The sequence below is a fragment of the Dechloromonas hortensis genome (assembly GCF_009469765.1).
Lineage (GTDB): Bacteria > Pseudomonadota > Gammaproteobacteria > Burkholderiales > Rhodocyclaceae > Azonexus > Azonexus hortensis.
Genome location: NZ_SSSQ01000012.1, coordinates 27,274 through 40,779, shown reverse-complemented (window position 1 = coordinate 40,779; position 13,506 = coordinate 27,274). Strand labels below are relative to the sequence as shown.

Annotated in this window: 8 protein-coding genes; 6 read left to right on the top strand and 2 right to left on the bottom strand. The window is 61.3% G+C overall.

Annotated elements, in window-relative coordinates; genetic code table 11:
* The first annotated feature begins 181 nt into the window (after nt 1-181).
* The 3 genes from GH663_RS16630 (at nt 182) to GH663_RS16620 (ending at nt 2,987) form a co-directional block, all read left to right on the top strand.
* Nucleotides 182-1,132: a DUF2971 domain-containing protein gene (locus tag GH663_RS16630; protein ID WP_170291445.1), complete on the top strand. Its 951-nt coding sequence runs from the start codon at nt 182-184 to the stop codon at nt 1,130-1,132.
* Nucleotides 1,133-1,205: 73 nt separating this feature from the next.
* Nucleotides 1,206-1,751 (top strand): hypothetical protein, encoded by a 546-nt coding sequence (locus tag GH663_RS16625; RefSeq protein WP_153132805.1) that lies wholly within the window; start codon nt 1,206-1,208, stop codon nt 1,749-1,751.
* 369 nt (nt 1,752-2,120) lie between these two features.
* Complete coding sequence (locus tag GH663_RS16620) at nt 2,121-2,987, top strand: EamA family transporter (RefSeq protein WP_153132804.1); 867 nt, start codon at nt 2,121-2,123, stop codon at nt 2,985-2,987.
* Nucleotides 2,988-3,000: 13 nt separating this feature from the next.
* On the opposite strand, the gene GH663_RS16615 is transcribed toward GH663_RS16620, so the two are convergent.
* Together GH663_RS16615 and GH663_RS16610 are read right to left on the bottom strand one after the other, a co-directional pair.
* Nucleotides 3,001-5,880, bottom strand: a complete 2,880-nt coding sequence (locus GH663_RS16615; RefSeq protein WP_246181625.1) for a response regulator — start codon at nt 5,878-5,880, stop codon at nt 3,001-3,003.
* A gap of 134 nt (nt 5,881-6,014) precedes the next feature.
* Nucleotides 6,015-7,976, bottom strand: a complete 1,962-nt coding sequence (locus GH663_RS16610) for a GGDEF domain-containing protein (RefSeq protein ID WP_153132802.1) — start codon at nt 7,974-7,976, stop codon at nt 6,015-6,017.
* Between the two features lie 280 nt (nt 7,977-8,256).
* Here GH663_RS16610 and GH663_RS16605 point away from each other — a divergent pair, with 280 nt between their 5' ends.
* The 3 genes from GH663_RS16605 (at nt 8,257) to GH663_RS16595 (ending at nt 13,491) form a co-directional block, all read left to right on the top strand.
* Nucleotides 8,257-8,820 (top strand): hypothetical protein, encoded by a 564-nt coding sequence (locus GH663_RS16605; RefSeq protein ID WP_153132801.1) that lies wholly within the window; start codon nt 8,257-8,259, stop codon nt 8,818-8,820.
* A gap of 158 nt (nt 8,821-8,978) precedes the next feature.
* Entirely contained in the window at nt 8,979-12,419 is a 3,441-nt protein-coding gene (gene mfd / locus GH663_RS16600) for a transcription-repair coupling factor (RefSeq protein ID WP_153132800.1), read from the top strand.
* 1 nt (nt 12,420) lies between these two features.
* On the top strand, nt 12,421-13,491 hold the full coding sequence (locus GH663_RS16595) for a 3-deoxy-7-phosphoheptulonate synthase (protein WP_066879573.1): 1,071 nt from the start codon (nt 12,421-12,423) through the stop codon (nt 13,489-13,491).
* The last annotated feature ends 15 nt before the right edge of the window (nt 13,492-13,506 follow it).

The following is a 13,506-nucleotide window of genomic DNA, read 5'->3' as shown; positions in this document are numbered from 1 at the left end:
CCCTGGGTCAGTTGTCCGGCATATTGATGTTGTTATACTGACAGACAATATTCCAAGTGACTTAAAGTAATGTGCTTAGTGCAATATATCCGGCGTCAGCAATTTCAATTTTTATACGGACCACTGTGTCCGTGTAAACACTGTTAGGCATGCTATGTGGATCGAAGAGTTTCTCCGTCTAATGACTGACAGCACTATTACGCTCGATGCAATTGACCGTGCTTATGCGTTAAAAGATAGAAATCTCCCGAGCAAGCTCTACAAGTTCCGCGCGATCAACGACTTTTCCGTATCAAATTTCGAGAATGACACCGTCTGGCTCTGCTCTGCCGACAAATATAACGATCCTTACGAATGCGCTACCACTTGGTCAGTACAGGATGTGCTGCGAGAACATACGAAGTCCAATATCAACAACCTGATTGCTCACGCCAAACTGGAAGAACATCTCTCACCCGCTGAGCTCGCCGTAGTGCATGCAGCGGATGATCCCATGATGGAGTTAACGAAACTTCTCATTGGGAGACACGAAGACATCTCTCCCGTGAAACGAGATGAGATGATTACCGCGCTCATCGACGTGTCGAATCGCATTTCCGCCGACAACATCCCTCGAATGAATTGCCTGATACAGCGTGGAATGAAGATCTGTTCTTTCAGCTCGCGCCTCGACTCTGTCGTTATGTGGGGGCATTACGCAGACTCTCATTCTGGCTTTGTCATGGAGTACGACGTTACCACTTGGCCGCCCGGAGATATCCGGCGACGAATACTGCATCCCGTAATCTATAGGCAGAGGCTCTTCGATGCCACGAAGTACCATCTGCAAGCCATTGGGAAAAAGGATTTCAATAACCTTTTCGGCGCCATTGCAGCCATCCACAAGTCCCCTGATTGGTCTTACGAAAACGAATGGCGCTTTGTCATCCCCATGGGAGAGTCGTTCTCAGACCAGAACTATCCAATGCCGACGCCAAGCGCGATATACATGGGGTCGCGAATTTCAGCTAACGACAGGGGCATTATCATGAGGATCGCTGAGAGAAAGGGAATTCCAGTAAGCGAAATGTCGCTGTCCCCTTTCGAGTTTTGCCTAATTCCAAATCTGATCGGTGAGGCATTGCATGCCTAACCTCTCGTTGCAGGGGACGCTCCGCCTATCGGCGGTGCGCCCCTGAACTTCAACGTTCGACCATTCGTATCCGATGGAAGAATTCAAGCCATTTCATCAATTGTTTGAGGCCGACGAACGGTGGAAATTTTTTGTTCTGAGGCACAAATCGACCGGACAAACCGAGCCGTACACGCTTCAGGCGCGATACGACGCAATTGCTTCAATCGAGTTACATCCGTCGGTTCCTGATGACATTATGGATGAGCACAACACCGCAAAGATGCTATGTGTCTATGCTTGGTTGTATTACCCATTTCATCAGGCTGCTGAACAAAAGGCCTTTGCAACACTTGAAATGGCGCTTGGTCGAATATATCCAAACATAAAGAAAGATGGGCTCAAGAAGCTTCTTTCACGCGCGGTGAATAATGGGGTCATAACTGACGTCGGTTTCAGCCACATCAAGGCGGACGAGTCCGATCCCATGAAGTACACCAGAACGCTACCGAATAGTATCCCCGACCTGCGGAATGCCCATGCACACGGCGAGCGGCTGCTTCATCCACACTCTGAGTTCACTGTTCGGAATTGTGCCGAAATCATTAATCAACTGTATCCGAAACCGTCCAACGTCTAACTTCACGTTCCTGAACGTCCGGTTTTACAAGCAGCCTACTTCCTCTTTGGGTCGATAGCACGTATCCGCCGAATGAAATAGCTGCCGCTCAAGGAGCTTCCTGCCCGAACGGCAGGTCACCGGCCCATTCCGGCCGAACACTGACCGAGCAGTCAACGGCAGCAAAGGCCGATTAGCTCCCGGTCACACCCCTCGCTGTACGACTGCTCGAATCAGTAATCGGCCGTTGGAGCATCAAGACGGCGAAGGTCCGCAGAGGGTCGTTTTGAGCCGGTCAGGTCGGATGCAATTTAGTTGTCAGCAGGATGCTGATTTCACGGCGGGTCGGGGCAACGTATCATCCGCCCCCTGTTTTTCCGAAACCGCGCCATGCCTTACCTGATTACCGTCACCATCCTCTGGGCTTTTTCCTTCAGCCTGATCGGCCAGTATCTGGCCGGTCAGGTCGATAGCGACTTCGCCGTCCTCATCCGCGTCGCCATCGCTGCCCTGTTGTTCACGCCGCTGACGCTATGGCGCGGCCTGCCGGCCCGCTTGCTGGGCGGCCTCTGGCTGGCCGGGGCGCTGCAGTTCGGCATCACCTACCTCTGCCTGTACCGCAGCTTCAGCGTGCTGACCGTGCCGGAAGTGCTGCTGTTTACGGTGCTGACACCGATCTACGTCACCCTGCTCGACGACGCACTGGCCCGCCGTTTCAACCCGTGGGCACTGGTCGCCGCGCTGGTCGCCGTCGGCGGCGGCGTAATCATCCGTTTCCAGAAACTGGAAGGCGACTACCTGATCGGTTTCCTGCTGCTGCAACTGGCCAACGCCACCTTCGCCGCCGGCCAGGTACTGTGCCGCCAGTTGCTGGCCCGCTACCCGACCGAACAGCCGCTGTATCGCTTCTTCGGCCATTTCTTTCTCGGGGCGCTGGCGCTGGCCCTGCCCTCCTTCCTGATTTTCGGCGACAGCAGTCGCCTGCCGCAAACCGCCATGCAGTGGGGCGTACTGGCCTGGATGGGCATCTTCGCCACCGCGCTCGGCATGTTCTGGTGGATCAAGGGCAGCACCCGGGTCGATGCCGGCACCCTGGCGGTGATGAACGAATTGCACGTCCCGGCCGGCCTGCTGGTCAATGTGCTGATCTGGAACCGCAACGCCGACCTGCCGCGCCTGGCGCTCGGCGGCGCGATCATCCTTGCTTCGCTCTGGCTGAACCGTCTAGGCCGGCGCCGAGTGCTCGCCCTGGCCTAGACGAGCGCTTGCTTCAGCGCTGCGCCAGCCACTTGAGCAGGCGTTCGAACAACAGATCGGGATCGACCGGCTTGCCGATATGGTCGTTCATGCCCGCCGCCAGGCAGCGCTGGCGATCCTCGTCGAAGGCGTTGGCGGTCATCGCCAGAATCGGCACGTGCGCTTTTCCCGGCAGCAAGCGAATAGCCTGGGTGGCCTCGATGCCGTTCATATTCGGCATCTGCATATCCATCAGGATCAGGTCGTAATCATTACATTGCACCAGTTCGAGCGCCTGCCGGCCGTCAGCCGCCAGATCGACGCGGGCTCCGACCTCTTTCAGCAATTCGCGCGAGACTTCCTGATTGATCGGTTCATCCTCGACGAGCAGGATGTAGGCGCCGGGATAGCGGGTTTTCAACTGCACTTCCGCCGAACCGAGTGACCCTCCGAAGGCCGCAGTTTCGGCAATGGCCGCCCGGCCCAGGCGGACGGTGAACCAGAAGCAGCTACCGAGACCCGGCTGGCTATCAACCCCGATTTCCCCCCCCATCATCAGGACCAGTCGCTTGCTGATGGCGAGACCGAGGCCGGTGCCGCCGTACTTGCGCGTCATCGAGCCGTCGGCCTGTTCGAAGGCGGTAAACAGGCGCGGCTGGTCTTCGCTGGAAATGCCGATACCCGTATCGCGAATTTCACAGCGGACGAGCACATCCTGTGCATTCTGCTCAAGCAAGGAGAGGCGCAGGGAAATCGAGCCGGCCTCGGTAAATTTGATGGCATTGCCGGTCAGATTGAGCAGGATCTGGCCCAACCGCAAGGGGTCGCCCTGCAGCGGCAGATCGGCCAGTTCCGGCGCCAGCTCGAGGTTCAGGACCAGCCCTTTTTCGGCAATCTTGGCATCGACCAACGACGACAGGTTCTCCAGCACCTGGCCCAGCTTGAAGCCGATGCCCTCCAGCTTGAGATAGCCGGCCTCGATCTTGGAAATATCGAGAATGTCGTTGATCACCGCCAGCAAATGCCGGGTGGCCTGGATGACCTTGAGCAACTGTGCCTTCTGCCGCTCGTCGGTTGCCCGGCGCAACGCCAGCTCCGCCATGCCGCTGATCGCATTCATCGGCGTCCGCAGCTCATGGCTCATGTTGGCGACAAACGTGCTCTTGGCGTGACTCGCCGCTTCGGCTGCCTCCTTGGCGACCGACAGTTCCTGCGTCTTTTGCTCGACCAGTTCGCTCAGGTGATTGCGGTGGCGCTCCAGTTCGGCCTCGACCCGCTTGCGCTCGGCAATGTCCGAATGCGTCCCCGACATGATCAGCGCTCGGCCGCTGGCATCCCGCTCGACGACGCGCCCCCGGGTCAGCACCCAATGCCAGTCGCCGGATTTCTCGCGACAGCGCAACTCGGCCTCGTGGTAAGGCGCCTGATCATGCAGATGACGCTGAATCGAAGCATGGGCGACGGCCAGATCGTCCGGATGAACATAAGCCGCCCAATTTTCGGGGGCGAGGTTCATTTCGCCGGGCGCGTAGCCCAGCATCGTCTCGAAACGCGGGCTGACGGTGAACTCATTGCTCTCCAGGTTCCAGTCCCAGAAGCCCTGATCTGACCCTTCCAGAACCCGGGCCAGGCGGGCAACGCTTTCCCGCAGGGCAGCATCGGCTTCCTTGCGCTCGGTGATATCGCGCGACAGGACGACGAAGTGCGGCATCTCGCCCGGCGCCCCCGGCTTGCGCGACAGCGACAGCTCGAACCAGCGCGTGCCCTGCGGCAAGGACAGTTCGAACTGAAAGCCTTCGGCAAAGCCATCGGCGTCGGCCTTGCGTACTGCTGCCATCACCACTTCGGCTGCAGCAGGCGGCAGGACATCGCTGACTTTCTTGCCGATCATTTCAGCCGGCGACCTGGCCAGCAGATCGAGCCGCGGCGAGTGATAATCGAGATAGCGGCCATCCAGCCCGAGTTCGAACAGCAGGTCGGGAATGGCGTCGAGCATGGCCATGACCTTGGCCTGCTCGGCCTCCAGGTGCCGGACCTTCTGCTTGACCTGCCAGCGGAGGAAGAAGACCGCCCCCGACATCAGCACCAGAAAAGCCGAGAGCAGGCCGAGTACCTGCCAGACCCGTGGCGGCACCAAGACGACTTCGCGCGTCCCTTGCCACTTCTTCAGGATCCGGGCGTATTCGGAATCCGGATCGCTCTGCCAGGCCAGCAGTTGACGATCAATCGCCGCCAGCAATTCCGGACCGCCTCCTTTCGCCGTCACGTAAAACAAGCGCGCCGGCTGAAAGACGATGGGCGTCGCCGACAGGCTGTAGGCCGGCGCGTTGTATTCGCCGAAAAGATTGTTGACCACCGCTGCGTCGGCCTTGCCGGCCACAACCAGCGCGAATGCTTCTTCGAGGCTGCTGGCCGGCACCATGGCCACATGCAGGCCAAAGCCAGTCATCATGTCAGTGAAGAATTGTTCCTGCACGCTACCGGTCAGCATGGCAACCCGCTTGCCCTCAAGTTCCAGGGCCGAGGCAATCGGCATGTTCGAGCGGCTGTAGATCTGCGACCAGCTATGCAGCGAGGGCGTGGCGTGAAAATCGAATAGCTGATCGCGTTGCGGCGAATAGGCGACGTCGGGCATCAGGTCGATTTGTCCGGCCTGTAGCGCATCGAGACAGGCCTGCCAGGCGCAGGGTACGTAGTTGAGCTGCCAGCCGGCCTGCTGGGCAATGCGGTTCAGGATATCGACCAGAATACCGGCTGGCTTGCCTTCGGCATCGACAAAAATCTTGGGGGCATTGGCGTAAACGCCAACCCTGACTACCGGGGCCGGTTGGCCGGCACCGGCCTCGGCAACGCCGCCCAGCACGCCGAGGGCGACCAGAAAAATTCGGCACAGGAAATGCACGACCAGGCGCATCACGGTTGGTTGATTATCTTCATGCAAGCAGGTTGGCGGCGGGAAAAATGCAAGGCGGTCTGCATCAGCCACAGGACAGTGGCAGGATAGCAGACTCCCCGGAGCGGCATCAGTCCCGAAAAGGCAGGAAGAACCTACGCCTCCTCAAAAAAGCAGACCTGGTTCCGGCCGCCCGCCTTGGCCCGGTACATGGCCTGGTCGGCCTGACGGATCAGTTCGTTGCAACGTTCGACATGGCCGCAGAAAACGGTGACGCCAATGCTTGGCGTACTGGCGCAGAGGTAGCCGCTCAGCCGATAGGTTTGATTGAGCAGGTTCAGTATCTTCTGGCTGACCTGCCCGGCGGCGCGGGACGCCTCGCAACTGTCGTCGCCGAGATCTTCCAGCAGGATGACGAATTCGTCGCCGCCGAGGCGGGCCACGCTGTCCTTTTCCCGCACCGCCGCCCGCAGGCGCTGGGCGACCTCGATCAGCAACTGGTCGCCGACCTGATGGCCCAGCGAGTCGTTGATCGCCTTGAAATTATCCATGTCGATGAAGAGCAAGGCGCCGAAGCGGCCACTGCGGCTGCTGGCGAGCAATTGTTGTTCAAGGCGGTCGAAGAGCAGCCGACGATTGGGCAACTTCGTCAGCGGATCATAAAAGGCCAGATCGCGAATCGCCGCTTCGGCCAGCTTGCGGTCGGTGATGTCGAGAATCACGCCATCCAGCCATTGCGCCTGGCCCTCTTTGTCATAGCTGACACAGCCCCGCTCGCTGACCCAGCGGGTCCGGCCATCGGCCGTGTTGATCCGGTATTCGATGCTGTAGGCGGTGCGCTCAGCCACCGCCTTGGCCAGACTTTCGCGGACGCTGGCCCGGTCTTCCGGGTGAATCAGCAGCACGTAGGACAGTTCACCGGAGAGGTAGCGTTCGCAAGGCTCACCGGTCAGTGCCTCGATCCCGTGGCTGAGATGGGTGACCGACCATGGCGATTTCAGGCTGACCCGGAAGACGGTGCCCGGGACGTTTTCGACCAGCGTCTTGAAACTGTCGCGACTTTCCTCGAGCTTCAGCGTCGCCTCGCTCATCTTTCGCCGGTGCCGCGCATTGGTGTACAACACGGCAAAAAACATCAGATCGAGGCCGAGCCCGCCAAGCAGGATCATTTGGGGTTGGGCACTGGCGGTGTTTTCCTCGAAGCGCCGACTGCTGTGAAAGCGTGCAGTCCACAGGTGGCCGCCGATTTCGAGCGGTATCTCGGTGACATGGCGCGCCTGCCGGGCCCTGTCTTCCGATGAAAAAAGCAGGCTGGCCGGGGTCGGACGCGCATCGAACAGTTCAATTTCGACCTCCCGACCCGGATCCTTGAACACTTCGTTCATCAGGTCATGGGCGCGAAACGGGCTATACACAAAGCCAAACAGCGCCTGCCGCCGCTCGGCGACGCTGGAAACCGGCAGACTGCTGCGGTAGACCGGCAAATAGATCAGAAAACCGGGCTGTGCCGCCTCATCCGTTTCCTGCACCAGCGTGACCTTGCCGGACAAGGCCGGCAGCCCACTGTCGCGAGCCCGCTCCATCGCTTCGCGGCGGACAGGTTCGGCAAACATGTCATAGCCCAGGGCGCGCACGTTGCGCCCGGAAAATGGCTCGATATAAACGATGCTGCTGTAAAGCGGCCGCTCGCCGACCGGCGTAATCCGGTAATCGGCAAAGCCTTCGCGCTGCATGGCCTGTTCATGCGCCACCCGCTGCTCGGCCGGCACCATCTCGGCGAAACCGGTACCGAGGATGCCGGGGCGGGAAATTTCGAGCATCAATGGTTTGAGATAGGCCCGCCATTCACCGCGGCTGACCGCATCGCTCGCCGAAAAAAGACCGGCCGCGCCGCGCAGCACAAGTTCGTAATCCTGCATACGATCGAGCAGCACCTGTTTTTCCTGCTCGGTCCGGTAGTGAAAGCGATCCTCGGCGCGCTTGGCGAAATCCGCTTCCGAATAGCGCCAGAGACCCAGCGTGACGAGAACCGACAAGGCCAGCGCCCCCCAGGCGACACCCTCGCACGCCAGCAGGTCGTTCAGTCGCGACAACGGAGGGCTTTCCGTACTCGGCATCCAGGCAACTCCACGAATCCAGCCATTGAATGAATATAGACCTTCCCTGATGCAGTGCAATCGGGGAAAGCTCCGGGCTTGAGGCAGGCACCGAAGACGATTCGACATCGCCCGGCGGGAAAAGCGGCAGACGGGGCAACTTCATGAAGAATGCGTATTCGCCCCGAATACGGAAAGATCAGCATCAGGCGTTTGAGGCGAAGGCCAGGCCAGAGTTCCGCCGTGTAGAATTCATGAAATTCAATTAAACAGGCCGCCAAGGCCGATACAGGGGGTATTCATGAAATCACTCGGCTTGTCTGCCGTTCTCGTCTCGCTGGCCCTTGGCCTTGCCGTCGATGCCCATGCCAAGGGCTTTCGCTCGCATTCTTCATCACACTCGTCCTCGCACAGCTCGTCGCACCCGAGCGACAGCCACCCGACCAGCCATCCGTCCGATAGCCATGCCAGCGAAGGTGGCGGCGTCATCCGCAACGCCATTGCCCGCCCCCACCGCTCAGAGCGGAGCGGTAACGATTCGGGCACCGGCTCCGCAGCAAGCACTGCCGGCGAGGAGAACTCACCGGCCCGCCAGGCCCAGCAAGCCGCCCTCGCCAAGGTCAACGCCGAAGCCGAAGCAGCCGCCCAGGAAAAGAAGCGCCAGCAAGCCGAACAGGCCGCCGCGGCCGCCGTCGAGCAACAAAAACGCCTCGACGCCGAGACCGCTGCCCGCGAGCGCGAACGCATCGCCCTTGAACGTGTGCAGCGCCAGGCGGCCTGGGAAGCCCGCTGCCAGATCAAGCCTGTGATGAGCGATCTGGAAATCAGTACCTGCCGCGAGGTGTGGACGACGCCGGCCCGCTGAGCGCCGCTTGCCGCGACCGGGAGTGCGGCAGATCGCGGTTTTTGCCGTTTTCACGGCGTTGACCGCAGGCATCGCCAAGCGTCTGACGCAGCGATGAAAAAATATGGCCGGGGCCGGGAAGTTATAATTCCTCCCCCGCCACGCTGCACCGCGCCATAGTGTCCGCTCCCAAATCCCTGCTTTCCCTCCCCGCCCTGCCCAAACCCGGCGCCCGCCTCGACCTGCCGCCGCAGGCCGGCTCCGCCGACGCCCTGGCGCTGGCCGAACTGGCCGCCCAGAGCAAGGGCCGCCTGCTCGCCGTGGTCACCGCCAGCGCCGCCGATGCACAGCGCCTGCTCGACGAAATCCCGTGGTTTGCGCCGGGCCTCAAGGTGCGCCTGCTTCCGGACTGGGAAACGCTGCCCTACGACCACTTCTCGCCGCACCAGGACCTGGTATCCGAGCGTCTGGCAACGCTGTGGGCGGCGCTGCAGGGCGAGGTGGAAATCCTGCTGGTACCGGCGTCGACCGCCGTCAACCGGCTGGCGCCGCCGGAATTCATGGCGGCCTACACTTTCGAGTTCAGGAAGGGCCAGAAGCTCGACGCCGAGAAATTCCGCAGCCAGGTGACGCTGGCCGGCTACGCCCACGTGACGCAGGTGGTGTCGCCCGGTGAATACTCGATCCGCGGCGGCCTGATCGACCTTTTCCCGATGGGCTCGCAACTGCCCTACCGGCTCGACCTGTTTGACGACGAGATCGAAAGCATCAAGACCTTCGACGTCGACACCCAGCGCACCGTCTATCCGGTCGCCGAAGTCCGCCTGCTGCCGGCCCGCGAATTCCCGATGGACGACAAGGGGCGTACCCATTTCCGCCAGGCCTTCCGCGAACGCTTCGAGGGCGACCCGGCCAAGTCGGGCATCTACAAGGACATCTCGACCGGCATCGCCAGCGCCGGTATCGAGTATTACCTGCCGTTGTTCTTCGACGAAATGGCGAGCATCTTCGACTACCTGCCGAAGGATGCCGTCTTCGTCACCCACGGCGACGCGCCGGCCGCCATCGCCGCCTTCTGGGCCGACACCAAGTCGCGCTACAACCTGTTGCAGGGCGACAAGGCGCGGCCGCTGCTAGCGCCGGACGAACTGTTCCTGACTGACGAAGCCTTCTTCACCGCGGCCAAGGCCTACGGTCGACTGGCGCTGGCCGGCAAAAACGGCGAAGCCACCGGAAAACTGCCCAACGTCGCCGTCGACCGGCGGAGCGACGATCCGCTCGGCGCCCTGAAGAATCATCTGGCCAGTTTCAAGGGCCGCGTCCTGCTCGTCGCCGAAACCGCCGGCCGCCGCGAAACGCTGGCCGCGATGTTCGCCGAACACGGCCTGAAACCCGCCGCCAGCGCCGACTTCGCCGGTTTTCTGGCGAGCGATGCAAAGCTGGCCTTGGGCATCGGCCCGCTGCAGGCCGGCTTCGCGCTCGACCAGCTGGCCTTCATCACCGAAACCGAACTCTTCGCCGGCACGCCGCGCCGCACCCGGCGCGAAGCGGCCAAGAAAGCCACCTTCGACAACTGGCTGAAGGATCTCACCGAACTCAAGGTCGGTGACCCGGTCGTCCATGAAAGCCACGGCATCGGCCGCTACCAGGGCCTGGTTCGGATGGATCTCGGCCTCGGCGAGCAGGAGTTCCTCGAACTGCACTACGCCAACGAAGCCAAGCTCTTCGTGCCGGTGGCACAACTGCACGTCATTTCCCGCTACTCCGGCGCCGATCCGGAAAGCGCGCCGCTGCACACCCTCGGCTCCGGTCAGTGGGAAAAGGCCAAGCGCAAGGCGGCCGAACAGGCGCGCGACACCGCCGCCGAACTGCTCGCGCTGTACGCCGCCCGCGCCGCCCGCCAGGGCCATGCCTTCGATTTCCAGGAAAACGATTACGAAGCCTTCGCTGACGGTTTCGGCTTTGAAGAGACCAACGATCAGGCGCAGGCGATCGCCGCCGTCATCGAGGACATGCGCTCGGGCAAGCCGATGGATCGCCTGGTCTGCGGCGACGTCGGCTTCGGCAAAACCGAAGTCGCCCTGCGCGCCGCCTTTTGCGCGGTGGCCGGCGGCAAGCAGGTCGCCGTGCTCTGCCCGACCACCCTGCTCTGCGAACAGCATTACCAGACCTTCGCCGACCGCTTCGCCGACTGGCCGGTCAAGATTGCCGAAATCTCCCGTTTCAAGACCGCCAAGGAATCGGCGCAAGCCTTGCAGGAACTGGCTGAGGGCAAGATCGACATCATCATCGGCACGCACAAGCTGATCGGCAAGGACGTCAAGTTCAACCGTCTCGGTCTGGTCGTCATCGACGAGGAACACCGCTTCGGCGTGCGCCAGAAGGAAACGCTGAAGGCGATGCGGGCCGAGGTCGATGTGCTGACCCTGACCGCAACGCCGATCCCACGTACGCTGGCGATGTCGATGGAAGGCCTGCGCGACTTCTCGGTGATCGCCACCGCGCCGCAAAAGCGGCTGGCGATCAAGACCTTCGTCAGCCGCTTCTCCGACGGCATCATCCGCGAAGCGGTGCTGCGCGAACTGAAGCGCGGCGGCCAGGTGTATTTCCTGCACAACGAGGTCGATACCATCGACAACATGCGGGAGAAGCTGGAAAAACTGGTGCCCGAAGCGCGCATCGTCATCGGCCACGGCCAGATGAACGAGCGCGAACTGGAGCGCGTCATGCGCGACTTCACCGGCCAGCGCGCCAACGTGCTGCTGTGCACGACCATCATCGAGACCGGTATCGACAACCCGCACGCCAACACCATCCTGATCAACCGTGCCGAAAAGTTCGGCCTTGCCCAGTTGCACCAGTTGCGCGGCCGGGTCGGCCGGTCGCATCACCAGGCCTACGCCTACCTGCTGGTCCAGGACGAGAAGGCGCTGACCAAGCAGGCCAAGCTCCGCCTCGAAGCAATTCAGGCGATGGAAGAACTCGGCTCCGGCTTCTTCCTCGCCATGCACGATCTGGAAATCCGCGGCGCCGGCGAAGTGCTCGGCGACAACCAGTCGGGCGAAATGCAGGAAGTCGGCTTCAACATGTACACCGAGATGCTCAATCGCGCGGTGGCCCATCTGAAACAGGGCAAGGTCATCGAAACCGCCGACCTGACCCAGCCGCTCGGCATCGGCAGCGAAATCAACCTGCGCACGCCGGCCCTGCTCCCCGACGGCTACTGCCCGGATGTCCATGAGCGTCTGACGCTCTACAAGCGCCTTGCCAACTGCGAAAGCAGCGAGGACATCGATGCCCTGCAGGAAGAATTGATCGACCGCTTCGGCGAACTGCCGCTGCAGGCGCAAGCCCTGCTGGCAACGCATCGGCTGCGCTTGCTGGTCAAACCGTATTGCATACAAAAGCTGGATGCGACCAGCGAGCAGATTTCCATCCAGTTCAGCCCGGAGTTCGCCAAACTGGCGCCGATCGAGCCGATCAAGATCATTAATTTGATTCAAAAGAATCGCAGCTATAAATTAGCTGGACAGGATAAAATTTCCCTTCTACGCCACTGCCCCACCTTGAACGATAAGGTCGCCGCAGTAAAAGACATGATTCGCCAGCTGACCAATTGATATGACGACCCACGACATTGAAAACGTAAACGTGACTGCCTTCGACAACATGCCGACGCCGGAAGAAATCCACGCCCGGCTGCCGATCTCCGAGAAGGCCGCCCGCACGGTCACGCACGGTCGCAATCTGCTGCGCAAGATCCTCGACCGCAAGGATCACCGCCTGTTCGTCGTCGTCGGCCCCTGCTCGATCCACGACCCGGTGGCCGGCCTCGATTACGCCCGCCGCCTGAAGGCGCTGTCCGATGAAGTCGGCGACACGCTGCAGATCATCATGCGCGTCTATTTCGAAAAACCACGCACCACGGTCGGCTGGAAGGGCTACATCAACGATCCGTTCATGGACGACAGCTTCCGCATCGACGTCGGCATGGCCAAGGCCCGCGAATTCCTGCTCCAGGTGGCCGAAATCGGCCTGCCGACCGGCACCGAGGCGCTCGACCCGAACTCGCCGCAATACTACGGCGACCTCATCACCTGGACGGCCATCGGCGCCCGCACCACCGAATCGCAGACCCACCGCGAAATGTCGTCCGGGCTGTCCACGCCGGTCGGTTTCAAGAACGGCACCAGCGGCGACCTCGGCGTCGCCATCAACGCCATTCTCTCCGCCTCCAAGCCGCACTCCTTCCTCGGCCTGACCAGTCAGGGCCGGGTCGCCGTCGTCCGCACCAAGGGCAACGCCTACGGCCACATCGTGCTGCGCGGCGGCGACGGCCGGCCGAACTACGACACCGTTTCCATCGCCATGGTCGAACAGGCGCTCGACAAGGCCAAGCTGCCGCACAACATCGTCGTCGACTGCTCGCACGCCAACAGCTTCAAGAAGCCGGAACTGCAACCGCTGGTCATGGCCGATGTCGTCAATCAGGTCCGCCTCGGCAACAAGTCGCTGGTCGGCGTGATGATCGAATCGAACATCGAAGCCGGCAACCAGTCGATCCCGGCCGACCTCAGCCAGCTGAAATACGGCTGCTCGGTGACCGACGGCTGCGTCGACTGGGCAACCACCGAAAAGATGATCCGCGACGCGGCAGTGCTGCTGCGCGATGTGCTGCCGGATCGCAGGTAAGCAATCGGTGGCGTG

Bases quoted from the DNA above. Each gene is read 5' to 3' on its own strand.
- GH663_RS16605 (WP_153132801.1), top strand. From the start codon at position 8,257: ATGAAATCACTCGGCTTGTCTGCCGTTCTCGTCTCGCTGGCCCTTGGC.
- GH663_RS16630 (WP_170291445.1), top strand. From the start codon at position 182: ATGACTGACAGCACTATTACGCTCGATGCAATTGACCGTGCTTATGCG.
- GH663_RS16595 (WP_066879573.1), top strand. From the start codon at position 12,421: ATGACGACCCACGACATTGAAAACGTAAACGTGACTGCCTTCGACAAC.
- GH663_RS16620 (WP_153132804.1), top strand. From the start codon at position 2,121: ATGCCTTACCTGATTACCGTCACCATCCTCTGGGCTTTTTCCTTCAGC.
- GH663_RS16610 (WP_153132802.1), bottom strand. From the start codon at position 7,976: ATGCCGAGTACGGAAAGCCCTCCGTTGTCGCGACTGAACGACCTGCTG.
- GH663_RS16625 (WP_153132805.1), top strand. From the start codon at position 1,206: ATGGAAGAATTCAAGCCATTTCATCAATTGTTTGAGGCCGACGAACGG.
- GH663_RS16615 (WP_246181625.1), bottom strand. From the start codon at position 5,880: ATGCGCCTGGTCGTGCATTTCCTGTGCCGAATTTTTCTGGTCGCCCTC.